The sequence below is a fragment of the Variovorax sp. Root434 genome (genome assembly GCF_001426595.1).
Classification (GTDB): Bacteria; Pseudomonadota; Gammaproteobacteria; order Burkholderiales; family Burkholderiaceae_C; genus Variovorax.
The window spans coordinates 23,278-47,905 of record NZ_LMEK01000015.1; the positions used below are offsets into that span (position 1 = coordinate 23,278).

Annotated in this window: 24 protein-coding genes and 1 pseudogene; 14 read left to right on the forward strand and 11 right to left on the reverse strand. The window is 67.0% G+C overall.

The features are described 5' to 3' along the window. Positions 1 to 74 precede the first annotated feature (74 nt). Positions 75 to 1,547, forward strand: a complete 1,473-nt coding sequence (gene zwf, locus ASD05_RS16815; RefSeq protein WP_056594820.1) for a glucose-6-phosphate dehydrogenase — start codon at positions 75 to 77, stop codon at positions 1,545 to 1,547. A gap of 22 nt (positions 1,548 to 1,569) precedes the next feature. Here zwf and ygiD read toward each other — a convergent pair whose 3' ends face one another. The 8 genes from ygiD to ASD05_RS16855 all read right to left on the reverse strand — a co-directional run bounded on the left by ygiD (position 1,570) and on the right by ASD05_RS16855 (position 11,090). Further along, the gene (gene ygiD, locus ASD05_RS16820) at positions 1,570 to 2,490 is read right to left on the reverse strand and encodes a 4,5-DOPA dioxygenase extradiol (RefSeq protein WP_056594821.1); all 921 of its coding nucleotides are present in this window, start codon (positions 2,488 to 2,490) and stop codon (positions 1,570 to 1,572) included. A gap of 77 nt (positions 2,491 to 2,567) precedes the next feature. Continuing rightward, positions 2,568 to 3,575, reverse strand: coding sequence for an ABC transporter ATP-binding protein (locus ASD05_RS16825; RefSeq protein WP_056594822.1), 1,008 nt, complete (start codon positions 3,573 to 3,575; stop codon positions 2,568 to 2,570). Continuing rightward, a complete protein-coding gene (locus tag ASD05_RS16830) occupies positions 3,572 to 4,642 on the reverse strand; it encodes an ABC transporter ATP-binding protein (RefSeq protein WP_056594823.1) in 1,071 nt (356 codons plus the stop codon). Before ASD05_RS16830 ends, ASD05_RS16825 begins: the two co-directional genes overlap by 4 nt. 133 nt (positions 4,643 to 4,775) lie before the next feature. Next, the gene (locus tag ASD05_RS16835; RefSeq protein ID WP_056509329.1) at positions 4,776 to 5,687 is read right to left on the reverse strand and encodes an ABC transporter permease; all 912 of its coding nucleotides are present in this window, start codon (positions 5,685 to 5,687) and stop codon (positions 4,776 to 4,778) included. Between the two features lie 71 nt (positions 5,688 to 5,758). Then, positions 5,759 to 7,345, reverse strand: coding sequence for an ABC transporter substrate-binding protein (locus ASD05_RS16840; protein ID WP_056594824.1), 1,587 nt, complete (start codon positions 7,343 to 7,345; stop codon positions 5,759 to 5,761). A 31-nt stretch (positions 7,346 to 7,376) separates the two neighbouring features. Beyond that, a complete protein-coding gene (locus ASD05_RS16845) occupies positions 7,377 to 8,648 on the reverse strand; it encodes a M20 aminoacylase family protein (RefSeq protein ID WP_056594826.1) in 1,272 nt (423 codons plus the stop codon). Positions 8,649 to 8,652: 4 nt separating this feature from the next. Then, positions 8,653 to 9,633, reverse strand: coding sequence for an ABC transporter permease (locus ASD05_RS16850; RefSeq protein ID WP_056594828.1), 981 nt, complete (start codon positions 9,631 to 9,633; stop codon positions 8,653 to 8,655). A gap of 194 nt (positions 9,634 to 9,827) precedes the next feature. Then, positions 9,828 to 11,090 (reverse strand): porin, encoded by a 1,263-nt coding sequence (locus ASD05_RS16855; RefSeq protein WP_056594830.1) that lies wholly within the window; start codon positions 11,088 to 11,090, stop codon positions 9,828 to 9,830. Positions 11,091 to 11,372: 282 nt separating this feature from the next. Here ASD05_RS16855 and coq7 point away from each other — a divergent pair, with 282 nt between their 5' ends. Then, positions 11,373 to 12,002 (forward strand): 2-polyprenyl-3-methyl-6-methoxy-1,4-benzoquinone monooxygenase, encoded by a 630-nt coding sequence (gene coq7 / locus ASD05_RS16860; RefSeq protein ID WP_082572101.1) that lies wholly within the window; start codon positions 11,373 to 11,375, stop codon positions 12,000 to 12,002. A gap of 9 nt (positions 12,003 to 12,011) precedes the next feature. Here the strand turns inward: coq7 and ASD05_RS16865 are convergent, their stop codons facing one another. After that, positions 12,012 to 12,461, reverse strand: coding sequence for an OsmC family protein (locus tag ASD05_RS16865; protein ID WP_056594832.1), 450 nt, complete (start codon positions 12,459 to 12,461; stop codon positions 12,012 to 12,014). A gap of 81 nt (positions 12,462 to 12,542) precedes the next feature. On the opposite strand from ASD05_RS16865, the gene ASD05_RS16870 reads away from it, so the two are divergent. After that, positions 12,543 to 13,925 (forward strand): porin, encoded by a 1,383-nt coding sequence (locus ASD05_RS16870; protein ID WP_235508000.1) that lies wholly within the window; start codon positions 12,543 to 12,545, stop codon positions 13,923 to 13,925. A gap of 93 nt (positions 13,926 to 14,018) precedes the next feature. Here the strand turns inward: ASD05_RS16870 and ASD05_RS16875 are convergent, their stop codons facing one another. Next, positions 14,019 to 15,149, reverse strand: a complete 1,131-nt coding sequence (locus tag ASD05_RS16875) for a hypothetical protein (protein WP_056594834.1) — start codon at positions 15,147 to 15,149, stop codon at positions 14,019 to 14,021. A gap of 49 nt (positions 15,150 to 15,198) precedes the next feature. On the opposite strand from ASD05_RS16875, the gene ilvA reads away from it, so the two are divergent. Beyond that, complete coding sequence (gene ilvA / locus ASD05_RS16880) at positions 15,199 to 16,815, forward strand: threonine ammonia-lyase, biosynthetic (RefSeq protein WP_056594836.1); 1,617 nt, start codon at positions 15,199 to 15,201, stop codon at positions 16,813 to 16,815. A 6-nt stretch (positions 16,816 to 16,821) separates the two neighbouring features. Here ilvA and ASD05_RS16885 read toward each other — a convergent pair whose 3' ends face one another. Then, the gene (locus tag ASD05_RS16885) at positions 16,822 to 17,451 is read right to left on the reverse strand and encodes a type II secretion system protein N (RefSeq protein ID WP_056594838.1); all 630 of its coding nucleotides are present in this window, start codon (positions 17,449 to 17,451) and stop codon (positions 16,822 to 16,824) included. 50 nt (positions 17,452 to 17,501) lie between these two features. Between ASD05_RS16885 and gspG the strand changes: the two genes are divergently transcribed. From gspG to ASD05_RS30760, 10 genes and pseudogenes are all read left to right on the forward strand, one after another. Continuing rightward, positions 17,502 to 17,942, forward strand: coding sequence for a type II secretion system major pseudopilin GspG (gene gspG, locus ASD05_RS16890; protein ID WP_042673496.1), 441 nt, complete (start codon positions 17,502 to 17,504; stop codon positions 17,940 to 17,942). Next, on the forward strand, positions 17,917 to 18,429 hold the full coding sequence (locus ASD05_RS16895) for a prepilin-type N-terminal cleavage/methylation domain-containing protein (protein WP_056594840.1): 513 nt from the start codon (positions 17,917 to 17,919) through the stop codon (positions 18,427 to 18,429). Before gspG ends, ASD05_RS16895 begins: the two co-directional genes overlap by 26 nt. After that, the gene (gspI, locus tag ASD05_RS16900; RefSeq protein WP_056594842.1) at positions 18,426 to 18,809 is read left to right on the forward strand and encodes a type II secretion system minor pseudopilin GspI; all 384 of its coding nucleotides are present in this window, start codon (positions 18,426 to 18,428) and stop codon (positions 18,807 to 18,809) included. The genes ASD05_RS16895 and gspI overlap by 4 nt, the downstream gene beginning before the upstream one ends. Further along, positions 18,809 to 19,498: a type II secretion system protein J gene (locus tag ASD05_RS16905; protein WP_056594844.1), complete on the forward strand. Its 690-nt coding sequence runs from the start codon at positions 18,809 to 18,811 to the stop codon at positions 19,496 to 19,498. Before gspI ends, ASD05_RS16905 begins: the two co-directional genes overlap by 1 nt. After that, positions 19,495 to 20,484: a type II secretion system minor pseudopilin GspK gene (gene gspK / locus ASD05_RS16910; protein ID WP_056594845.1), complete on the forward strand. Its 990-nt coding sequence runs from the start codon at positions 19,495 to 19,497 to the stop codon at positions 20,482 to 20,484. Before ASD05_RS16905 ends, gspK begins: the two co-directional genes overlap by 4 nt. A 125-nt stretch (positions 20,485 to 20,609) precedes the next feature. Further along, positions 20,610 to 21,827: a type II secretion system protein GspL gene (gspL, locus tag ASD05_RS16915; protein WP_056594847.1), complete on the forward strand. Its 1,218-nt coding sequence runs from the start codon at positions 20,610 to 20,612 to the stop codon at positions 21,825 to 21,827. Further along, a complete protein-coding gene (gene gspM, locus ASD05_RS16920; RefSeq protein ID WP_056594849.1) occupies positions 21,824 to 22,369 on the forward strand; it encodes a type II secretion system protein GspM in 546 nt (181 codons plus the stop codon). Before gspL ends, gspM begins: the two co-directional genes overlap by 4 nt. 19 nt (positions 22,370 to 22,388) lie before the next feature. Next, positions 22,389 to 23,189: a type II secretion system protein N gene (gene gspN / locus ASD05_RS16925; protein WP_007834149.1), complete on the forward strand. Its 801-nt coding sequence runs from the start codon at positions 22,389 to 22,391 to the stop codon at positions 23,187 to 23,189. A 5-nt stretch (positions 23,190 to 23,194) separates the two neighbouring features. After that, the coding region (locus ASD05_RS30755) for a secretin N-terminal domain-containing protein (RefSeq protein WP_414930050.1) at positions 23,195 to 23,776 on the forward strand (582 nt) is incomplete at its 3' end. Between the two features lies 1 nt (position 23,777). Then, a pseudogene (locus ASD05_RS30760) lies at positions 23,778 to 24,628 on the forward strand (secretin N-terminal domain-containing protein); the annotation flags it as partial.

A 24,628-nucleotide genomic window follows, 5' to 3' on the forward strand; every position in this document is an offset into this window, starting at 1 on the left:
GTACAAGTACCATCGCAAGTGGCCCTCTCGGCGGCCCACGACCTGCTCGGCATTCAGACAAAGGAAAGTTTTTCATGAGCTTCGATCTCGTTCTGTTCGGCGGCACTGGCGATCTCGCGTGGCGCAAGCTCATGCCCGCGTTGTTCCAGGCATTCCGGCACGGCAGCCTGCCGCAAGACGGGCGCATCGTGGGCGTGGCGCGGGACGACCTGTCGGACGACCAGTACCGCGAACTGATCCAGTCGCGCTTCAGCGCGGTCGAGGGCGCCAAGCGGCCTTCTCCCGAGGAGTTCGAGAAGTTCGCGTCGATGCTGCACTTCCTGCGCATGGACCTGTCCAAGCCCGACGACTACGCGCGGCTGGCCGATCTGCTCAAGCAGCGCGACGCGAAGACGATCGTGATGTACGTCGCCACGGCGCCCGCGCTCTTCACGCAGGTGGTCGAGCAGATCGCCGCGGCCGGCCTCAACGGGCCGAGGACGCGCATCGTGCTCGAAAAGCCGCTGGGCCATGACCTCGCCTCCAACCGCGCGATCAACGCCGCGGTCGGCAAGGTGCTCGAGGAGAAGCAGGTCTTTCGCATCGACCACTACCTCGGCAAGCCATCGGTGCAGAACCTGTTCGCGATGCGTTTCGGCAATGCGCTGTTCGAGCCCATCTGGCGCCGGGAGCACATCGCCAACATCCAGATCACCATGGCCGAGGACCTGGGCGTGGAAAAGCGCGGCGCCTTCTACGACCAGACCGGCGCGCTGCGCGACATGGTGCAGAACCACGCGCTGCAGCTGCTGTGCGCGATCGGCATGGAGCCGCCGATCAACTCGCATGCCGACGCCATCCGCGACGAAAAGCTCAAGGTGCTGCGCGCGCTCAAGCCCTGGACGCCCGAAACGCTGGGGCTGCACACGGTGCGCGGCCAGTACACGGCCGGCACGGCCTACGGCGAGCGCGTGCCGGGCTACCGCGACGAGCCCGGCGTGAACCCCGACAGCCGCACCGAGACCTTCGTGGCGCTGCGCACCGAAATCGCCAACTGGCGCTGGGCCGGCGTGCCCTTCTACATCCGCACCGGCAAGCGGCTGGCCTCGCGCGATGCGCGCATCGAGGTCAACTTCAGGCCCACGCCGCATGCGATCTACCGCGCGCCAACCGGCAACGTCAACAAGCTGGTGATCAACCTGCAGCCCAAGGACGGGCTGGAACTGCACATGCTCGCGCAGGCCCAGGACAACCGGCAGCGCGGTGGCAACGGCCACAGCAACGCCGCGCAACTGGCGCCGGTTCAGCTCGATCTCGATTTCGACAAACGCTTCGGCGCCGAGCGCGTGGGCGCCTACGAGCGCCTGCTGCTCGACGTGATCGACGGCCGCCTCAACCTGTTCGTGCGCAGCGACGAGCAGGAAGAAGCCTGGCGCTGGGTCGAGCCGCTGATCGACAGCTGGGAAGCAGACGGCGGCCCGCGCCCCTATGCGGCCGGCACCTGGGGACCGAGTGCGTCGAGCGCGATGATTGCGCGCGACGGGTTCGCCTGGGGCGAGGAGCAGTAACGCTGCTGCCGCGCCCGCGCGCTCAGCCGAACTGCAGGCAACGCATGCTGAGCGTGCCCGACTGGAATCCCTCGTAGACCGTCTTCGCGCGTTCGCTGGTTCCCGCGGCACCGAGGGCGTAGAGGAAGGGGTAGTAGTGGTCCGGCGTCGCCACGGCGGTGGAGGCTCCTTCGAGCTTCGCGTAGTCGACCAGCGCACGGTCGTCCCGGCCTGCCAGCGCCGACTTCACCGCATCGTCGAACGATTGCGCCCATGGCCGGCTGGCGCTCGGCCCGTCGGGTGTGCCGCGGTCGGTGGCGCGCAGGTTGTGCACCACGTTGCCGCTGCCCATCACCAGCACGCCCTTGTCGCGCAGGACTGCGAGGTCGCGCCCCACCGCGTAGTGGAAGGCGGCCGGCTTGTCGTAGTCGATGCTGAGCTGGAACACCGGGATGTCGGCCTTCGGATAGAGATGCTTCAGCACCGACCACGTGCCGTGGTCGAGGCCCCATTGCTCGGTGGCGATCACCGGTGTCTGCTTCACCGCGCCGACGGTCTCGCGGGCGAGTGAAGGATGGCCGGGCGCGGGGTATTCGACGTCGAACAGCGCCTGCGGGAAGCCGCCGAAATCGTGGATCGTCTTCGGCCGCGCCTGCATGCCGACACCGGTAGCGCCACGGCTCAGCCAGTGCGCCGACACGCTGAGGATGGCCGACGGCCGTGGCAGCTCCCGGCCCCAGGCCGCCAGCCGGCGCGTGAACGCGTTGTCGCTGATGGCGTTCATCGGTGTGCCGTGGCCGATGAAGACGACCGGCATGCGCCGCTCCGCAGCCGCATGGGCGCGCGATGCCAGGGATGCCAGCACGGCGGTCGCACCGAGCGCGGTGCCCATGACGAAACCACGGCGGCCCAGTTCGGGTGCGCCTTGCCGTTCGATGTCCGAGAAATTTGCCTTGCCTGCCATGGTTCCCTCCGGGTCAGCCGCCCACTGTGCGGCAGCGCCCGATGCGGTGCAGTGCCTTAACGCACACTTTTCAGCGGCTAGATGCGCCCCTCTTCCACCGCGTGGCAGGCCACCTGGACACCCGCAATGCTCAGCAGCTTCGGCCGTTCCGAGGAACAACGCGCATTGGCATGCGGGCAGCGCGGATGAAAGGCGCAGCCCGTCGGCGGATTCAGCGGGTTCGGCACCTCGCCCTGCACCGGCGTGCGCGAGCGCCCCGTGTGCTTCATCTGCGGAATGGCATCGAGCAGCATGCGCGTGTACGGATGCCGCGGCTCGGCAAAGAGCTTCTGCTTGTCGGCCACCTCGACCAGCCGGCCGAGATACATCACGCCGACCTGGTCGGCCACGTGGCGAACCACGGCGAGGTTGTGCGAGATGAACAGGTAGGTCAGGCCCTGCTCGCGCTGCAGGTCCTTCATGATGTTGAGCACCTGCGCCTGGACGCTCACGTCGAGCGCGGAGGTGGGCTCGTCGCACACCAGAAACTCGGGCTGCGTGGCGAGCGCGCGCGCGATCGAGATGCGCTGGCGCTGGCCGCCGGAGAACTGGTGCGGGTACTTGCTCATGTCCAGCGGCGACAGGCCGACCGACTTGAGCAGCTCTCCCACGCGCTCGCGCAGCGCGGCCTTCTCGCTCAGGATGCCGTGCTCGCGCAGCGGCTCGCCGATGATGTCCTCGACGATCCAGCGCGGGTTGAGGCTCGCGTAGGGGTCCTGGAAAATCATCTGGATACGGCGGCGCAGCTTGCGGCCGTCGGGCGTCTTGAACGCGGCATGCGCGTCCTGCCCGTCGAACTGCAGGCCGCCGCGCGTGGGCGCGTACAGGCCCACCAGCAGGCGCGCCACGGTGCTCTTGCCGCAGCCCGATTCGCCCACCAGCGCAAGCGTCTTGCCGCGCTCGATGGAAAAGCTCACGCCGTCGACCGCATGCAGCAGCACGCGCGGCTTGCGTTCGAGCACGCGGTTGAGCCAGGGTGGAGAGACGTCGAAGGTGCGCGCGAGGTCGTGCGCGACCACGAGCGGTTCGTTCGCGGCGGCGCTCATCGCGTCACCTCCGCGATGGGCTCGGCCGCTTCAGGCGCGGCGCGTTCGCCGGCCGACAGCGCATCGTGGTGCTTCGCCGCGATCTCGGCCTGGCCGACGTGCGGGTCGGTCGCGTCGTGCAGCCAGCAGGCGGCGCGCGTGGCGCCGGCATGCATGAGCTCGGGCCGCTCGACGAGGCAGCGCGCAAAGGTGCGCGGACAGCGCGGGTTGTAGGCGCAGCCGGTGGGAATGGCATTGAGCCGCGGCATTGCGCCGTCGATCTGGTTGAGCCGCTCGCGGTCGCTCGTCATGTCGGGAATCGAGGCCATCAGGCCCGACGTGTAGGGATGCGCGGGCTGGTGGATCACCTCGTGCACCGGGCCGATCTCGGCGATGCGGCCGGCGTACATCACGGCCACGCGGTCGCAGGTTTCGGCGATCACGCCCATGTCGTGCGTGATCAGCATCACCGCCGCGCCGCGGTCCTTGCACACCTGCTTGAGCAACTGGATGATCTGCGCCTGGATCGACACGTCGAGCGCGGTCGTCGGCTCGTCGGCCACGATGAGCTTGGGCTCGGCCGCGAGTGCCAGCGCAATGACCACGCGCTGCCGCATGCCACCCGAGAACTGGTGCGGGAAGTGGTCGATGCGCTGCTCGGCGGCGGGGATGCCTGTGTCCTGCAGCAGGCCGATGGCCCGCTTGCGCGCTTCTGATTCCGACACGGGCAGATGCGCGCGAATGGTCTCGACCAGCTGCCGGCCCACGGTGTAGAGCGGGTTCAGCGAGGTCAGCGGATCCTGGAAGATCGCACCGATCTTGCGGCCGCGAATAGGCCGCATCGCATCGAAGCCGAGGTTGTCGATGCGCTGGCCGTCCAGCACGATCTCGCCGCTGGCCACGCGGCCCGGCGGTTCGAGCAGGCCGATGATGGCCGCGCCCGTGAGCGACTTGCCGGCGCCCGATTCGCCCACCACGCCGAGGATTTCACCAGGCGCGATGTCGAAGGAAATGCGGTCGAGCGCGCGCAGCGTGCCGCGGCGGCCTGGAAATTCGACGACGAGGTCTTTAACTTGCAGCAAGCTCATGGCGCTACCTTCCACCGAACTCCACGGGGTGACATATCAGGAACACCGCGGAACCGGCTTTGCCGGGCCGCAGGTGTTGCCCCCTGCAAGGGGGTTGGCGAAGCGACACGAAGTGCGCGCAGACTGGGGGTGATCATCTGAGTCGCGGGTTGAGCGCGTCGCGCAGCCAGTCGCCGAGCAGGTTCACGCTGAGTGCGATCAGCACCAGCATCAGGCCCGGAAACACCGTGATCCACCATTCGCCCGAGAACAGGTACTGGTTGCCGATGCTGATGAGCGTGCCCAGCGAAGGCGAGGTCGGCGGCACGCCGACGCCGAGGAACGAGAGCGTGGCCTCGGTGATGATCGCGGTCGCGACCTGGATCGTGGCCAGCACCATCACCGGCCCCATCACGTTGGGCAGCACGTGGCGCAGCATGATGCGCAGCGGCGCCACGCCGGTGACGCGCGCGGCCTGCACGTACTCCTTGTTGCGCTCCACCAGCGTGGAGCCGCGCACCGTGCGCGCGTACTGCACCCAGCCGGTCAGCGAGATGGAGATGATCAGCACGCCGAAGGCCAGCGACTCGTGCGCGCCGGGAAAGAGCGCGCGGCCGACGCCGGCGATGAGCAGTGCCACCAGGATGGGCGGGAACGAAAGCATCACGTCGCACACGCGCATCAGGAAGGAATCGAGCCAGCCGCCGAAGAAACCGGCCAGCAGGCCCAGCACCACGCCGACGGCGAGCGACAACGCCACCGACACGAGGCCGACGATCAGCGAGATGCGCGCGCCGTAGATCACGGCCGAGAGAATGTCGCGGCCCTGGTCGTCGGTGCCGAGCAGGTATTTGGAAGAGCCTTCGGCGCTCCATGCGGGCGGCAGGCGCGCATCGCCGAGTTCGAGCGTGGCGAGGTCGAAGGGGTTGTGCGGCGACACCCAGCCGGCGAACACCGCGCAGATGACGCAGGCCAGCGCGATCAGCGCCGCGACGATGGCCACGGGCGAGGTACGGAAGCTGTAGCCGACATCGCTGTCGAGCCAGCGGGCTAGTGTTTTTTTCATCGTGAGGCAAAAGGAATGGGCCCGCAAGAAGCGGGCCCATGGTCAGGCCACCGCGCGAGCGGCCCGCTGTCTTATGGCTTGATGCTCATCCACTTGAAGGGCATGTAGTTGTCGGCCATTTGCGTGAGCGACACCTTCTTGCTGACACCCCAGGCCAGCGTCTGCTGGTGCAGGGGCAGGTGGCCGATGTCGGCGGTGTGGATGTCGAAGGCTTCCTTGATCATCGCGTCGCGCTTGGTCTTGTCGGTTTCCGACTGGATCTTCTTCGTCAGCTCGTCGAGCTTCGGATTGCAGTACGCGCCCAGGTTGAACTGGCCGGCGCCGGTCTTGTCGTCCGGGCAGGCCATCAGCGCGGTCAGCGCGTTGTGCGAGTCGTAGGTGGTCGGGGTCCAGCCCAGCATGTAGAAGCTGGTGTCGCGGCGCAGCACCTTGGGGAAGTAGGTGCCCTTGGTCTCGGCCGCGAGGTTGATCTTGACGCCGATCTTCGCCAGGTTCGCCGCCACGCTCTGGCAGATCTGGCCGTCGTTCACGTAGCGGTCGTTCGGGCAGTTCATGGTCACTTCGAAGCCGCTCGGATAGCCGGCGTCGGCCAGCAGCTTCTTGGCGCCTTCGACGTCGAGCGGCAAGCGCTTGTCCTGGGCTTCGGTCCAGCCGTTGATACCGGGGCCGACCATCAGCCCGGTCGGACGCGAGGCGCCGCGCATCACGGTGCGCTGGATGCCGGCGATGTCGATGGCCTGGTAGAAGGCCTGGCGCACGCGTTTGTCCTTGAACGGGTTCTTGCCCTTCACGTTCGAGTAGAGCAGTTCGTCGCGCTTCTGGTCCATGCCCAGGAAGATCGTGCGCAGTTCGGGGCCGGCGATGACGCGCGCCGTCGGGCTGGCGTTGACGCGCGCGATGTCCTGCACCGGCACGGGTTCCATCACGTCGACTTCGCCCGAGATCAGCGCGGCGACGCGGGTGGCCGGATTGGCGATCGGCGTGAAGATGATCTCTTGCGCGTTGCCTTCGATCTTGCCCCAGTAGGTCGGATTGCGCGTGAAGACCGTGCGCACGTTCGGCTGGCGCTCGCGCACGCGGTACGGGCCGGTGCCGTTGGCCTTGAACGAGGCGGTGTTCTCGATGCCTTTGCGGCGGTCCACGGGCGTGACGGCCTTGTTTTCCTCGCACCACTTCTTGCTCATGATCATGAGCTGCGTGATCACGTCGGGGAGGATCGGGAACGGACCCTTGGTCTCGATCTCGATGGTGTGCGAGTCGACCTTGCGCACTTCCTTGATGTCGGTGGTGTTGGACTTCATGTCCGAGCCGTCGCCCGATGCGCGCGCGAAGCTGAAGAGAACGTCGTCGGCGGTGAACGGCGTACCGTCGTGGAACTGCACGTTCTTGCGCAATTCGAAGCGCCACACGGTGGGCGAGGTCTGCTTCCAGCTCGTGGCGAGCAGCGGCGCGACGCTCAGGTCCTTGTTGCGCCCGACCAGCGTTTCATACACGTTGGCCGTGGTGCTCAGCTGCAGCGATTCGTTGAGCGAGTGCGGGTCGAGCGATAGCGCGTCACCCTGGTTTGCAACACGGATGGTCTGCGCGCCGGCGACCAGGCTGACGGCGCCCAGCGCGCACAAAACGGCGGCCGCGGCCACATTCTTCTTGAAACTCATGGGAACACTCCTCGGGTTGGAATCAAACACATCACGTCGCCGCGGTGGCGGCGGCTTTCTCTGGCCGCGCACCGCGGGTAGCGGAAAGCGGCATGCCCTGCTCGATCAGGCCCGCATGCAGCGCGGCACCGAGCGGCAGGATCTCGTCGTTGAAGTCGTAGCGGCTGTTGTGCAGGAAGGCGCCTTCGCGCACGTCCTGCCCGATGCGCAGGTAGGCGCCCGCTTTTTTCTGCAGCATGAAGGAGAAGTCCTCGGCGCCCATGCTGGGCTCCATGCTGCGCTCGACGTTCTTTGCGCCCACCAGCGACTCGGCCACGTCGGCCGCAAACATGGCCTCGGGCGCGGTATTGATGGTGGCCGGGTAGATGCGCTCGTACTTGATCGTGGCGGTCGCGCCGAAGCCGCCTGCGATGGCCGTGCACAGTTCGGTCAGGCGCTGCTCGACCTGCGCCTGCACGCGTGCGCTGAAGGTGCGCACCGTGCCGACCAGCGTGGCCTCGCCGGGCACCACGCTCATCGCGCCGAGGTCGCCGGCCTGCATCGCGCAGATGCTGACGACGGCCGCGTCGATCGGGCGCACGTTGCGCGAAACGATGGTCTGGGCCGCGGTGATGATGTGCGCCGCGACGATCACGGGGTCGATGGTCTGGTAGGCATGCGCCCCGTGACCGCCCTTGCCCTTGATCTCGATGGTCACGCGATCGGCCGCGGCCATCATCGCGCCGCGGTTGATGCCCACGGTGCCGGCCGGCATGGCGGGCCAGTTGTGCATCGCGTAGACGGCGTTGACGGGGAAGCGGTCGAACAGGCCGTCCTCGATCATCACGCGTGCACCAGCGAAGCCTTCCTCACCGGGCTGGAAGATGAGCACTGCAGTGCCGTCAAAGTCGCGCGTCTCGGCCAGGTAGCGCGCGGCACCGACCAGCATTGCGGTGTGGCCGTCGTGGCCGCAGCCATGCATCAGGCCGTCGCTGGCGGAGCGCCAGCCGAAGTCGTTGTCCTCGCGCATCGGCAGCGCGTCCATATCGGCGCGCAGGCCGATCATGCGGCCGCTGGCGGTCGAACGGCCGCGGATGACACCGACCACGCCCGTCTTGCCAATGCCTTCGTGGATCTCGTCGACGCCGCAGGCGCGCAGGGCCTCGCGCACGCGGCCGGATGTGTAGACCTCTTCGAAGCCAAGTTCGGGGTGTGCGTGCAGGTCGCGGCGAAAAGCCGTGATCTCGGGGTAGAAGTTCGCGATGTGCGCGAACGCGCGTCCGGAAGCCTTGAGGCGCGGGGCCGTGGATGTGGTTGCCGTCATGATGTCAATGACCTCCCGCCTTGCCCACGCGCAGCCGCGGATCGACCACGAAATACAGCAGGTCGACCACGAGGTTGATCACCACGAAGATCAAGGCAATGAGACACAGGTAGGCCGCCATCACCGGGATGTCGGCGAAGGTCACGGCCTGGATGAACAGCAGGCCCATGCCGGGCCACTGGAACACCGACTCGGTGATGATGGCAAAGGCAATCAGGCCGCCGAGCTGCAGGCCGGTGATGGTCATCACCGGCACCAGCGTGTTCTTGAGCGCATGGCCGAAGTGGATGGCGCGGTTCGACAGGCCTCGTGCGCGCGCGAACTTGATGTAGTCGGTGCGCAGCACCTCGAGCATCTCGGCGCGCACCAGGCGCATGATCAGCGTGAGCTGGAAGATCGCCAGCGTCACCGCCGGCAGCACGATGTGGTGCCAGCCGTCGGCGCTGAACAGGCCGCTGGTCCACCAGCCGAATGTCACGGTCTCGCCGCGGCCGAAGCTCGGGAACCAGCCCAGCGTGACCGCGAAGACGAGGATCAGCAGGATGCCGATCAGGAAGGTCGGCAGCGAAACGCCGAGCAGCGACACGGTCATGAACACCTGGCTCATGAAGGTGCCGCGGCGCAGCGCGGTGTACACGCCCATCGGAATGCCGATGAACAACGCCAGCACCGCCGCCACGAGGGCCAGTTCGAGCGTGGCGGGAAAGCGTTCGCCGATCAGCCGCGAGACCTTCGCGCCCTGGCGCAGGCTCAGGCCGAACTCGCCTTGTGCAGCGTTGACAAGAAAGTGCCCGAACTGCACGAAGAAGGGTTGGTCGAGCCCCAATGCGGAGCGCAGCTCGCGGATCTGTTCGGGCTTGGCGTCCTGCCCCAGCAGAAACACGACAGGGTCGCCAACATATTGAAAGAGGAGGAAGGCGATGAACGCGACCGCGATCATCACGATCACGGCCTGGATCAAACGGCGCAATACAAAAGCGATCATTCAGCAAACAAAGTGAACGGGCATGCTAGCAGTGCAAGGTGCGTGCCCGCACGGTGATTCCCCGGGGGTGCACGCAGATGGTGCTCTTTGCCAACATGATTCGCGATGATCGCGCCCGAACGAAAAAAGCCACTCGACTTTCGTCGAGTGGCTTTTGAGCTTTTGATTCGAAGCTGGCTTACGCCAGCGTCAAATTAGAAAGCGTGACGGATACCGAAGTCGTAGCCGGTGGAGCTCTTCGGGGTGAAGGCGCCAGCTGCGTTGTTGTAGAAGGCCGGGCCGCCAACCGTGTAGCCAGCGCCGTTCTTGTTGCTGACGCGAGCGATCGTTGCGTACAGAGCCGTGCGCTTCGACAGGTTGTGCACGTAGCCCAGAGCGATCTTGTTGGCCTTGGGATCAGGCGTGTTCACAGCGAACAGCGTGGTAGGCGTGTTCGTGTCGAGCTTGACGTGCGACCACGAAGCGCGGATCAGGCCAGCGCCGACCGGCACGGTCACGCCGAGCAGGTAGCCGGTCAGATCGATGTCGGGACGGCCGCCAGCCAGCGGGGTCACTTCGTAGTCGATCTTGTTCTTGGCCTTCGACACTTCACCGAACAGCTTCACGGGACCGAAGTCATACGAAGCGCCCAGGTTCAGGGTGTTGACCTTGGTGGTCGTGCCGACGTAGTAGTCGTCGCCAACGGTGCTGCTGCCATAAGCCAGCGCAACGTCCAGAGGACCGTTTGCGTAGCCGAAGCGACCACCGATGTAACGGCCTTGACGCTGCGAGTTCAGCGTAGCGGGCGTGAAGATGCCCGAGTCGTACTTGGTCTTCTCAGCCAGGGCGTATTGCACTTGGCCGTAGAAACCACCCAGGTTCGGCGGCAGGAAGTAGCCGATCGAGTTGCTGGCGCGAACGTAGTTGCTCGAACCCACGTTGGTGAACGGAGCGGTCGAAGCTGCGGGCGTACCGAAGTTGCCGAAAGCGGTGTTGGCGGTCGAAACCAGGTTGGTGCCAACGCCGTTGGTGCCGAACGGATCGAACACGGTGTCGTTCCAGAACGTCGGGGTGTAGTCACGACCCAGGCGGACTTCACCGAAACCACCCGACAGGCTCACGGTCGAACGACGAGCGAACGTCGCAATACCTTGCTGGCCGTCGTCATTGGAGATCGGGGCTTCGAGCCAGAAGCTGGCTGCCAGGCCACCGCCGAGGTCTTCCGTACCACGGAAGCCGATGCGGCTCGAGTTGTAACCCGAGTTAGCCAGTTCACGACGGCTGGTCTTGACCGAACCTTGGTTCAGGTAGACGGGGATACCGAAAGCGTTGGGGAACACGGTCGCGCGGTTGTCGCGGGCGGTGTTCGAATAGCCGCTGATCGACGCGTCGACCACACCAAACAGCGTGACGGACGACTGAGCCGAGGCAACACCGGCAACAGCCAGGGCAGCCAGAGCAACTAGAGATTTTTTCATTGCAAGTTTCTCCAAGGTTAAACATAGGGCTCCGGTGCGAAGGGCTCACCGTGACTGGCACTTTTGTGCTCCCACCGGACCCCGGGCCAACCTCCTTTTGGGAAGTTGATGCTATTGCACCAGAGCCGATGCGGCAGGGCAAAACAATTCGCCCGAAATCTTGGATGGCCCGCGCGTTTCGTTGCACGCCTGCAACAAAGGACTTAGGCCTCGCCACACACCACCATGTGAAATATGACAAGGCTTCCGCATGGCATTTCGCATGTGCGTTCAAATAGGCGCATGACGCTCATGATCGACTCCGTCCTGACCGCGGCAGACGCGGCGTTGCGCACCCTTTTCGCGCGCCCCCACGCCACGCGGGCGACGCCCGCCCCCTCATTGGCACCCAGCGAACTGAGTGAAGCGGAACGCCGGGAGGCCGGCGCGCTGATGCGGGTGAACCACGTCGGCGAAGTCTGTGCACAGGCGCTTTACACGGCCCAGGCGGCCGTGGCGCGGGACCCTGCGCTGCGCGCGCATTTCATCGAGGCGGCGCACGAGGAGACCGATCATCTGGCCTGGACGCGACAGCGTCTGGACGAACTGGGCGCACGCCCGTCGCTCCTGAACCCTCTCTGGTATGCGGGCGCCTTCGGCTTCGGCCTGGTTGCGGGCCGCCTCGGGGACCCGCTGAGCCTGGGGTTCGTTGCGGAAACCGAACGTCAGGTGGAGGCCCACCTGGAAAGCCACCTTGGCCGCCTCCCGCCCGCAGACAGCGCCTCCAAGGCAGTGGTCGAGCAGATGAAGCTCGACGAAGCCCGCCACGCGTCGCAGGCTGTCAACGCCGGCGCAGCGGAACTCCCGGCGCCAGCCAAGGCCCTGATGCGCGTGGCTTCCCGCGTGATGACCACGGTAGCGCACCGCATCTAGGCCATTCGCTCAAGTTTCGATCAGATCGAAACTGGTGGTGATCTCGGCAGTCTTCGCCAGCATGATGCTGGCGGAGCAGTAGGTTTCGTGGCTCAACGCAACGGCGCGCTCCACGGCGGAGGCCGGAATTCCCTTGCCCGCCACGGTGAAGTGCATGTGGATCTTCGTAAAGACCTTGGGGTCCTTTTCCGCGCGCTCGCTGGTCAGCTTGACGCTGCAGCGCTCGACGCGATGGCGTCCGCGCTTCAGTATCAGCACCACGTCGTAGGCGGTGCATCCCCCGGTGCCGGCAAGAACGGTCTCCATCGGCCGTGCGGCGAGGTTCTGGCCACCGTTCTCGGGTTTCGCGGCATCGGGGGCGCCGTCCATCATCAGGACGTGGCCGCTGCCCGTCTCGGCAACGAAGCCCATGGCCGATCGCGTGCCTGTGTCACCGGTCCAACTCACTGTGCATTCCATGGTTTTCGAGGCTCCAAGTCTGGGATGCCGGGCAAAAATACACGCCGGCCTCCCTTTATGTGTGGGAAAAGCATCACTCGCTTGTTGCAACGCAACAAACAGTCGATATACTTTATTTCATTGCGCAAACGTATGCGCACCCAGTTGTCTCCTCCACCCTTCCAATTGGTGGATTTAGCCCCGAGCTGCAAAGCTCGGGGCTTTTTTCTTTTCGGCCCCTGGCTGGCCCGGCGCCACTCTAGTTTTCGCGCCAAAAGGGCAGTTGCTCTGGCTGCCCTGGCTGTTGCCGGTGTTGCCTCGGCTCAGTCGCACGTCACGCTGTTCGGCATCGTCGATGCGTCGATCAGCAGTTACTCGAACAGCTCGCGTGACCTGAACAACGGCGTGACGTACAACGCTCTCGGCTTCCCGGTCGCTTACAACCCGTTCTACGCGAACCAAGGCAGCGTCAAGGTCAGCCGCCGTGAACTGGCCAGTTCGGGCTCTGCCGGCAGCCGCCTGGGCTTCCGTGGCACAGAAGACCTCGGCGGTGGACTGGCTGCCAGCTTCTGGCTCGAAGCTCCGGTCAGGAATGACGACGGCTCGGAAGGTGTTGCCACCTTCTCTCGCCGTTCGACCGTGAGCCTGTCGGGCGGTTTCGGTGAAGTCCGCCTCGGCCGCGACTACACCCCGACGTTCTGGAACAACACCGTGTTCGACCCGTTCGCCACCAACGGCGTTGGCACCAATCTGATCCAAACGGCGTCCAGCGCATTTGGCAGCCCCGCCCGCGCCAGCAACACCGTTGGCTACTTCCTGCCGGCGGACCTCGGCGGTTTCTATGGCCAATTGCAGTACGGCTTCCACGAGAAGACCAAGTACAGCCCTGGCTCGTTGACGCCTGATGTCGCGAACAACTCGCGCACCGGCCGTTACGTCGGCGGCCGCTTCGGCTACGCCAACGGTCCCCTGGATGTTGCAGCCGCCTATGGCAGCAGCACCGTCGGCGACGACTACCGTGACGGCACGACCACCAAGGTCAACACCTTCAACCTCGGCGCTTCGTATGACTTCGGTCCGGTGAAGCTCTTCGGTGAACTGTCTCGGGCCAGGGAGAAGACCGACATCGACGGCAACTTCTTCGTCCGACCGGCTGCGGTCGCATCGAACAAACTCAACGGCTGGCTGCTGGGTGTGACGGTCCCTGTGGGTGCCGGCCTGATCCGTGCATCGTATTCGGCCGTGAAGTACAAGACGGACAACGACACTCCGTTCTTCAATGAACCGAACCGGAAAGCCAACAAGCTGGCGCTCGGCTACGTGCACAACCTGTCGAAGCGCACGGCCCTGTACGCGACGATCGCTCGCGTGAGCAACAAGAACGGTGCAGCCCTGACTGTTGGCGGCCCGGTGTTCATCAGCAACGACGTCTTCACCCCGAAGACCTCCACCGGCTACGACTTCGGCATCCGCCACGCCTTCTGACAGAGTCTGATTCCGATGCTGGCAGCAGCCAGTTCGAGTCGATTCAGTGTCAAGCCGCCCAGCTTATGCCGGGCGGCTTTTTGGCTTTTCCTCTCAACTCGCGCGGCCGCGCCTGCTTTGCAGCAACCCCACATTCATTTCTCCGCTCAGAACCGAAGCGTAGAAACGTTCGACCATGTTGACGCTCGTTCGCGCATTGCGCGCCAAGGTCAGCATGTCGATTCCCTGGCCGTACAACAGTCGCAGCGTGATGGCGGTATGGCGCAGGCAGTAGAGCGTCCTCGACTGGCCCAGCGGTCCTTTTTCAAGACCGCTCTCCTCGAGCACCCAATGGAAAAGAAAGTTGAGCACGGCGAGCGCGTGCTCGCGATTCTTCAACTGCGGCAGGAAGAGATAGTCGTCCGCCGCGCCGAAGCCATGTTCGCGGCGATGAGCGAGCAAGCACTCGTAGACCCGCACCGCCGGCCGCAGGCTCACGATCGGCTGGCTGTGCCGCTTGGTCTCCGGCAGGTTCATGCGCAAATAGACATGCTTGCTCCGCACGATCTCGATGTGCTTGTGCTTCATGAGCTTGATGTCGCTCGGACGCACGAAGGTGTTCACCATCCAGCGGATCAGCCAGGGCAGTTCGTCCGGCATGGCGAGCAGTTCGCGCGCAATCCAGAAACGTTCGCCGGCTGCGAGCTGGGCGAGCACCGGATGCGCGTGCCCGCGCAAGCTGCGCGCGGTCTTGATGATCGCCCGGTACTCCGCAACGCTGAAGCTGCCGCGCGGCTGGCTGCGCACCTTGACCTTCGGGAATGCGGGCACATCGCGAAGCACGCCGATGTGCACGCCATGCATCACCACCTTGCGCAACAGCACGAGGTACTGCGCAATCGTCGTGCTGCTGAAGCCCTGTTCTCCGAGGCGATCGATCAAGCGTTGTGCGTCGGACGTTGCAAACGACTGCGCCGGCACATCACCCAGCAACGGAACGATGTGCGCACGCAATCTGTTGCCCATCACCTGCCACGTGGGGCGGCCGATTTCGTTTCGCCGAACCCGCGCGGCCTCGGCCTGCATCAGCCCTTTCGAAAGATCACTGACAGAAATTGATAACAGATTTTTTTCAATTGTGAACTGATTGGCGGCCACAGGGGCCGGCGGACAGGTGCGTCCAAAAAAACCTGAATCATTTGCAGCTGGGGCGTTGCTGAAGAGGTTTATGACATTTGTGTCCATGTCATACCCGCATGCAATCCCGATGCCTCTTATCATCGACAGTTAGCAAATGAAAACTCCCTTGGAAAAAACCGTGCGCAATGCACCTGTTAATCCGGCGCTGACGCCCGCCGACTATCTCAGAAAAATTCTCAACGCCCGGGTCTACGACGTTGCCGTCGAGTCCGCACTTGAGAAAGCGCGCGCGCTCAGCGAACGGCTGGGCAACACCGTGCTGCTCAAGCGCGAAGACCAGCAGCCGGTCTTCAGCTTCAAGCTGCGCGGCGCCTATAACAAGATGGCGCACCTGAGTGCTGCGCAATTGGCGAGCGGCGTTATTTGCGCATCGGCCGGCAATCACGCGCAAGGCGTTGCATTGGGTGCACGCAAGCTCGGCACGCGCGCGGTGATCGTGATGCCGGTGACCACACCCAAATTGAAGATCGATGCGGTGCGCGGCTTCGGCGGCGAAATCGTGCTGCACGGCGACAGCTATTCGGATGCCTATCTGCACGCACTCGAATTGCAGGCCCAGCAAAACCTGACCTTCGTGCATCCCTTCGATGACCCCGACGTCATTGCCGGCCAGGGCACCATCGCCATGGAAATCCTGCGGCAGCACCAGGGCCCGCTCGATGCCGTGTTCGTCGCGATCGGCGGAGGCGGCCTGATCTCCGGCGTGGCCAACTACATCAAGGCCGTGCGTCCCGAGATCAAGGTGATCGGCGTGCAGATGAACGACTCCGACGCGATGATGCAATCGGTCGCGGCGCACCAGCGCGTGAACCTGCCCGACGTCGGCCTGTTCTCGGACGGCACGGCCGTCAAGCTGGTCGGCGAGGAAACCTTCCGCATCGCCAGCGAACTGGTCGACGAATACATCGCGGTCGACACCGATGCCGTGTGCGCCGCCATCAAGGACGTCTTCGTGGACACGCGCAGCATCGTCGAACCGGCGGGTGCGCTGGCGGTCGCGGCCATCAAGGAATACGTTGCACAGCACGGCCGCCACGGCGAGACCTACGCGGCCATCCTGTGCGGCGCCAACATGAACTTCGACCGGCTGCGTTTTGTCGCGGAGCGCGCCGAGGTCGGCGAAGAACGCGAGGCGCTGTTCGCCGTCACCATTCCCGAGGAGCGCGGCAGCTTCCGCCGCTTCTGCGAACTGATCGGCGAGATGCCCGCGAGCGATGCCGAGGCTGCGTTGGGCGGCGGTGGCGCACCGCGCAACGTGACCGAGTTCAACTACCGCATCAGCGACGCGGCCAAGGCACACGTGTTCGTCGGTCTCACGACCTCGGCGCGCGGAGAGTCGGCCGTCATCGCGCAGACCTTCAACGAGCACGGCTTCGATGCGCTCGACCTCACGCACGACGAGCTCGCGAAGGAGCATCTACGGCACCTGGTGGGCGGACGCACCGGCCTCGCGCACGACGAGCGCCTGCTGCGCTTCGTGTTTCCCGAGCGTCCCGGTGCGCTGCTCAAGTTCCTGAGCCTGATGCGGCCGAACTGGAACATCAGCCTGTTCCACTACCGCAACCAGGGCGCCGACTACGGCCGCATCCTCGTAGGCCTGCAGGTGCCGGCCGGCGAAGCCGCCGAGTTCGACGCCTTCCTCGAAACGCTGGGCTATCCCTACGTCGAGGAAACGGCCAACCCCGCGTACCGCCTGTTCCTGCAGGCCTGAAAAAAGCTACTGCGCGGGCGCCTGCGGCGGCGGCGCCATCGCTGCAGGCTGCTGCAACGGGCCAGCCGGCTGCTGTGGCTGCTGCTGCAATTGCGGCGGGGCCACCACGGCCGGCATCGTCGCGGGCAGAGGCCCGGCCGGCAGAGCCATCGGCACCGCCGGCAATCCCGGGCTGGAAATGCTGATCGGCGCACGCACCGGCAGTTGCAACGTGAACGCCGCCGGCCCGTCGGCCCGTGCGCCGATGGTCGCCGAGCGCAGGCCCACCGACTGCAGCACATAGTTGTCGCCGACCGCCGAGCCGACACGGAACGGCCTGGGTGGCTTGCCGTCGATGGAGATCAGCGCGGCGCCCTGCTGCGAAGGGTCTGCCACCACACCCGACAGGGCGAAACGGCTGGCCGCCTCGGGCGCCACCGCCGCCGTACGGGACGCGGGCAGCACACCCAGCAGCCGTGCCACCGAATCCGAATCGGCCGCCACCGAAGGCCGCGGCATCGTCGCCGCCGCTGCCACGGCCTGCGCCGGCGAAGCCAGGCGCAGCGCCCAGAACACGGCAGCGCCGGCCGCCAACGCCCAAAGCCCGGTCGTAGCAAGTGGGGCATGCCAGCGGGCGGCGGAGTAAGGACTTGTCATGGCCGCGGATTATCATGCAGCGCGCCTTCCGAATCATGTCCGCCCAACCTATGAACAAACTCCTTCGAGCCGCCACCCGCACCGCCCAACGCGGCTTCACGCTGATCGAACTGATGGTGGTGCTGGTCATCATCGGCGTGCTGGCGGCGCTGATCGTGCCGAACGTGATCGAGCGCGCCGACGACGCCCGCGTGACGGCCGCCCGGACCGACATCAACAACCTGATGCAGGCGCTCAAGCTCTACCGCCTGGACAACCAGCGCTACCCCACCGCCGAGCAGGGACTGCAGGCGCTGCTCACGCGTCCGACCACCGGCCCTGCCGCGCCCAACTGGAAGCCTTACGTGGAGAAGCTGCCCAACGACCCCTGGGGCCATCCGTACCAGTACATGAATCCGGGCATCAAGGGCGAGATCGACGTGCTCTCTTTCGGCGCCGACGGCCAGAGCGGCGGCGAGGGCAAGAATGCCGACATCGGCAGCTGGCAATAGCGGCACTGGCGCGCCGCGCCGCAACCGGTTTCCACGCCGCCACACCCGCCCGGCCTGCGGCTTCACGCTGCTGGAGCTGATCGTGGTGATCGCCATCATTGCGATGGCCACTGCCGCCGTGAGCTTCGCGATACGCGACACCAGCGCCGCCAAGCTCGACCGCGAGGCCGACCGGCTCGCCGCCCTGCTCGAATCGGCCCGCGCCCAGTCGCGCGCCAGCGGCATCGTGGTGCGGTGGCGCCCGGTCGAAGGCAGCTTCATGTTCGACGGCCTTCCGCCGGGTGCGCTGCCCAGCGGATGGGCCGCCGAGGGCATCACCGCACAGGCCGCGCTTTCCAACGGCACGCCGGTTCCGGCGCTGCAACTCGGGCCCGATCCGATCATTGCGGCGCAGCAGGTCATGCTCCATTCCGCCGGACCGCCCGCACGCGCGCTGCGCATCGCGACCGACGGGGTTCGCCCCTTCACCGTCTCGGCGGTGCAATGAACTCGCGGCGCCCTGCTTCGTCCCCGCGCGCTGGCGGCTTCACGCTGATCGAAGTGCTGATCGCGCTCGGCATCGTCGCGCTGGCACTGGCCGCGGGTTCGCAGGCCACCATGTCGCTCACGCGCAATGCGCAGCGCCAGTCCGACCTGGTGCTGGCCGACCTGTGCGCCGAGAACGAACTCGCCAAGGCTCGCCTGTCGCGGCAGATGCCGGCGATCGGCGACTCCGGGTCGATCTGCCTGCAGGCCGGCGTCACGTTCAACGTGACCACCTCGACCATCGCCACGCTGAACCCGAATTTCCGCCGTGTCGACGTGCAGGTGCGCGACGAAACCGACGCGCCGATCCTGCGCATCTCCACCGTGGTGGGCCGGTACTGATGCAACGCGCCAACGCCACCGCACCGCGCGGCTTCACGCTGATCGAGCTGCTCGTGGCCATCGCCGTGATGGCGCTGCTCTCGCTCGTGAGCTGGCGCGGGCTCGACAGCATGTCGCGCGCCACCCTGCAGAACCAGCAGCGCGCCGACGCCGTCCTCACGCTGCAGGCCACGCTCGCGCAGTGGGGCGCCGACCTCGATGCCGTGACCCCGCTCGCGCAGACCCGCCCGATCGACTGGGACGGCCGCGCGCTGCGGCTCACGCGCCGCGGCAGCGACGATGCGACGCCATCGGTGCAAGTGGTGGCCTGGACGCTGAAGTCCGGCCCCGACGGCGTGCGCTGGCGGCGCTGGCAGTCGCAGCCCTTCACCACGCGCGGCGACTGGCAGCAGGCCTGGAACCTCGCGGCCGCCTGGGCGCAGGACGGCGGCTCGGGCTCGGGCGGCTACAACGACGTGCCGCTGGTGCCGGCCAGCAGCTGGCAGCTCTACTACTTCCGGGACAACGTCTGGGCGCCGGCCAGCCAGTTGCCCACCGTCGCGCCCAACCCCAGCAACCCCGCGGGCCCCGTCGTCGCCATGCCGGACGGTGTGCGCCTCGTCATCACGCTGCCGCCCGGCGACGGCCTCGCGGGCACGCTCACGCGCGACTGGGTCAGGCCGACCGTGGGGGCGCCGAAATCGTCATGACGGCAGCGAACAAGAAAAAGCACCAGGCCGGCGCCGCCCTGCTCGCCGCGATGCTGACCGTGATGCTGGTGGCCACCTTCGCCGCCGCGGCGCTGTGGCAGCAATGGCGCGCGGCCGAAGTCGAAGGCGCCGAGCGCGCGCGCGTGCAGGCCGCCTGGGTGCTGGTCGGCGCGCTCGACTGGTCGCGCCTGATCCTCGGCGAAGACGGCCGCACCGGCGGCCCCGACCACCTGGCGGAGCCCTGGGCCGTGCCGCTCGAGGAAGCACGGCTCACGAGCTTCCTGTCCGCCGACAAGAACGTGTCGAGCGACAGCCTCGAAGGGCTGCCCGATGCCTTTCTCTCGGGCCGCATCGTCGATGCGCAGTCCAAGCTCAACGTGCTCTCGCTGGTCGACAACGGCAAGCCGGTGCCCGCGAGCGTCGCCACCTTCACCCGGCTGTTCAACCTGCTGGGCCTGCCGGCGTCGGAGTTGAGCCGGATGACCACGGGCCTCGCAGCGGCCCTTGCCACGGGCACCGCGACCGACGGCAGCAGCGGCGATTCCGGCGCCGCGCCGCTGATGCCGCAGCAAGTCTCGCAACTGGTGTGGCTCGGGCTGTCGTCCTCGACCGCCGCCGCGCTCGAACCATACGTGACGATCCTGCCGGTGAAGACCACGCTCAACCTCAACACCGCGAGCGCCGAGGCCATCAGCGCCAGCATGGAGTCGCTCAACATCGCCAGCGCGCGCCAGCTGGTGGAGCGCCGCGCGCGCGCCTTCTTCAAGGACATTGCCGCCGCCAACGCCGCGCTACCCAGTGGCAGCGCGCCCTTCAACGCGGCGCAGCACGGCGTGGGCACGCAGTATTTCGAGGTCTACGGCAAGCTGCGGCTCGACCGCACCTACGTCGAGGAGCGCTCTCTTCTACAGCGCAGCGGTGTCACGGTAACGACGATCTGGCGCACCCGCGGCGCCGGCGCAACGAACACCCCGGTCAAACCCTGATTCCGATGCACTATTTGTAGACAAAAAGCCTTCCGACACGCGTCACACCTGCGCGACACGCTATCGAAACAAGAGCGCCAACCTGTCAGCCCCCACCTACAATCACCGGCTTTTCCAAGACCCACATGACCCCCCTGCTGCTCATTGCCCCCCTCCCTCCGGCCGATGCCGCGGGCGAGTACGACTGGGCCCAGGCAGGCGACGACGGCATTGCGTTGCGCAGCCAGGGCCGCGCGTTGCTGACGCTCCTGCCCTCGGGCGCGGAGGTCATGCTCGGCATTCCTTCCGCCGCGCTCTCGTGGCACCGCCTCACGCTGCCCAAGGGCAGCATGGGCAGCGCATCGAAGCTGCGTGCGGTGCTCGACGGCCTGCTCGAAGAACACCTGCTCGACGAACCCGAGGTCCTGCACTTCGCGCTCGAACCCGACGCCAAGGCCGGCGCGCCCGTGTGGGTCGCGGCCTGCAACCGCATCTGGCTGCGCAGCGTCGTGCAAGGGCTCGAAGCGGCTGGCCGGCGCGTGGTGCGCATCGTTCCCGAATTCGCGCCGCAGCCGCCCGACGGCCCGCCGCTGCTGCTGGTCACGGGCGAGCCCGAGGCGCCGCAGCTCACGGTGTGCGATGCCGACGGCGTGATCTCGCTGCCGCTGGCCGGCGCGGGGCTGGCGCTGTCGGGCAGCCTGCCACTGGACACCGCCGTCATCACCACCGAGCCCGCCGTGGCCGAGGCGGCCGAGCATCTGCTCGAACGCCGCGTGCCCATCGTGAAATCGCCGCAGCGCTGGCTGCAGGCCGCGCGCACGCCCTGGGAGCTCGCACAGTTCGACCTCGCCGCGACCGGCCGCGCGCGCGCCGGCAAGAAATTCGCATCGGTGCTGCAGACGCTGCGCCATGCGCCGGAGTGGCGCGCCGCGCGCTGGGGCGTGGTCGTGTTGCTGCTCACCCAATTGATCGGCCTCAACGCCTGGGCCTGGAAGGAGCGCAATGCGCTCGAATCGAAACGCCAGGCCGCCAAGACCATGCTGACCCAGACCTTCCCCTCGGTGAAGATCGTGGTCGACGCGCCGCTTCAGATGCAGCGCGAAGTCGCCGCGCTGCAGCAGGCCGTGGGCGACGTGGCGGGCAGCGACTTCGAACCCATGGTCGGCGCGCTCGCCGCCGCCCTCCCGCCCGGCAAGGTGCCGAGCGCCGTCGACTTCAGCGCCGGCCAATTGCGCCTGCGCGGCCTCGGGCTGCAGCCCTCGGAGGTGTCGCAGATCACCCATGCCATGGCGCCGCGCGGCTACAACGTGCGCACCGAAGGCGACCTGCTGCTCGTGCAGGCACAGGCCGAGGCCGCCCGATGAATTTCAGCGAACAGTTCAAGGCCCGCTGGGCCACCCTCGAAGCGCGCGAGCGCCGCATGGTCGCCGCTGCCGTCGCGCTCGTGGCGCTGGCGTTGCTGTGGTGGATCGCGCTCGCGCCCGCGCTGCGCACGCTGGCCGCGGCACCGGCCGAACACGCGCAGCTCGACGCGCAGCTGCAGCAGATGGCCACCCTGCAGAACCGCGCGAAGGCGCTGCAGTCGCAACCGCGCCTGAACCGCGACGACGCGCTGCGCGCGCTCGAGACCTCGGTGCGCGACAGCCTCGGCGCCGGCAACGCGCAGCTCATGACGGCCGGCGGCGACGGTGCCGCCACCGTCTCGTTGCGCGCGGCGCCCGCGGCCAGCGTCGCCCAATGGCTCGGCCAGGCCCGCGGCAACGCGCATGCGGTGCCACGCGAAGTCCACCTGACGCGCGCACCCGCCGGAGCGCCACCACCGCCGTCGGGTGGCAAGGATGCGCCGACGACGCCGCAGGTCCGCTGGGACGGCACCATCGTCATGGCGCTGCCCGCGGCGCGATGAGCAGCAACAGCAAGCCCGCATGCTGACCCGCCCCCCGATCTCCGAACCCCGGCCGCGCCGAGGCTGGCGCTGGGCCCTGCTCGGCCTCGCGATGGGCGCGCTGCTGGCGGTGGCGCTGTTCGCGCCGGCGCGCTGGCTGTCGGCGGCCTTGTCGAACTGGAGCCATGGCCGCCTCGTGCTGGCCAACCCGCGCGGCACCGTCTGGAACGGCACGGCCGCGGTGGTGCTCGCCAGCGGCGCCGGCGGCACCCAGGCGGTGTCGCTGCCCGGCCTGCTGCACTGGCGCATGCGCCCGGGCTGGAGCGGCATTTCCGCCAGCCTCGACCTGCCCTGCTGCGCCGAGCAGCCGCTCGAACTCAAGGCCAGCCCGCGCGCCGGGGGCATGCAGCTCGCATGGCAGGACAGCCGCTCGCGCTGGCCAGCCACCCTGCTCACCGGCCTGGGTGCGCCCTGGAACACGCTCAAGCTCGAAGGTGCGCTCGATCTCTCCACCAAGGCCTTCTCGATGCAGTGGGACGGCCCGGCGCTGCGCATCGCCGGGCAGGCCACGCTCGACGCGACCGACGTTTCCTCCAGCCTGTCGACCCTGCGGCCGATGGGCAGCTACCGGCTCACGCTCGAAGGCGGCCCCCGTCCCACGCTGCTGCTGAGTACGCGCGAGGGCAGCCTCGAACTGAACGGCAGCGGCAGCTGGAGCGGCACGTCCTTCCGCTTCAACGGCGAAGCCAGTGCCGCACCCGGCCGCGAAGACGCGCTTTCCAATTTGTTGAACATCATCGGACGGCGCGTCAACGCACGTTCGATCATCACCCTGGGTTGACCCTCATGATGAAGCCACTGTTTTCGACCGGCACCGTCGCACTCGCCGTGCGCGTGCTGATCGCCGCCACGTTCTTGCAAGGCGCGCCCGCCGCGTTCGCGCAGACCGGCGACGCGCCGCGCCGCGGCGAGCCGATCACGCTGAACTTCTCCAATGCCGACATCGAGGCCGTGGCCCGCACCATGGCGGTGGTCACGGGCCGCGACGTGGTGGTCGACCCGCGCGTCAAGGGCACGATGAACCTCGTCACCGACCGCGCGATCCAGCCGGCCGCCGCCTTCAACCAGTTCGCCTCGGCACTGCGCCTGCAGGGCTTCGCGGTGGTCGAGGCCGACGGCCTCTACAAGGTGGTGCCCGAGGCCGACGCCAAGCTGCAGAGCAGCACCGTCAACACCTCCATCAGCGCCACCGCGTCGAGCGGCAGCAACCAGATCGTCACGCAGATCTTCCGGCTCAACTACGAGTCGCCGAACAGCCTGCTGCCGGTGCTGCGCCCGCTGATTCCGCCGAACAACACCATCAACGTGAACCCGGGCAACAACTCGCTCGTGATCACCGACTACGCCGACAACATGCGCCGGCTGGCGNCCGAACAACACCATCAACGTGAACCCGGGCAACAACTCGCTCGTGATCACCGACTACGCCGACAACATGCGCCGGCTGGCGCGCATCATCGCGTCGCTCGACGTGCCGAACGCGTCCGACATCGAAGTCATCCAGCTCAAGCACTCGGTCGCCACCGACATGGTGCCGCTGGTGCAGCGCCTGGTCGACGGCGGCAGTGCCGTCGCCCCGGGCGGCGCCGCACCCGGGGCGACGGATGCGTCGTTCCGCACCACGCTGCTGGCCGATCCGCGCAGCAACTCGCTGATCCTGCGCGCGGCCAATCCGGCGCGCGTGGCGCTGGTGCGCACGCTGGTCGACAAGCTCGACCGCGCGCCGAGCGAAAGCAGCAACGGCGCAGCCGGCAACATCTACGTGGTCTACCTGAAGAACGCCGATGCGGTGCGGCTGGCGGCCACGCTGCGCGCCGCGATGGCGGCGAACCAGCAGAGCACCACGCCGGGCGCGGCCGGTGGCGCAGGCGGCGGTGCCGTGCCGCAGCAGAGCGCGCCGCAAGCCATGCAGGTGAACCTGAACAACAACCAGGGCGGCGGTTCGGCCGCGGCCAACGCCCCGCTCAACAACGCCAACCAGCCCTCCACCGGCGGCCAGATCCAGGCCGACCCGTCGACCAACTCGCTGATCATCACGGCACCCGAGCCGCAATACCGCCAGATGCGCGCGGTGATCGACCGGCTCGACGGGCGCCGTGCCCAGGTCATGATCGAGGCGCTCATCGTCGAGGTCAGCGCCAACAAGGCCGCGAACTTCGGCGTGCAGTGGCAGAGCGCGCTGGGCAACAACGCGGTCATCGGCACCAATTCCAGCCTGAA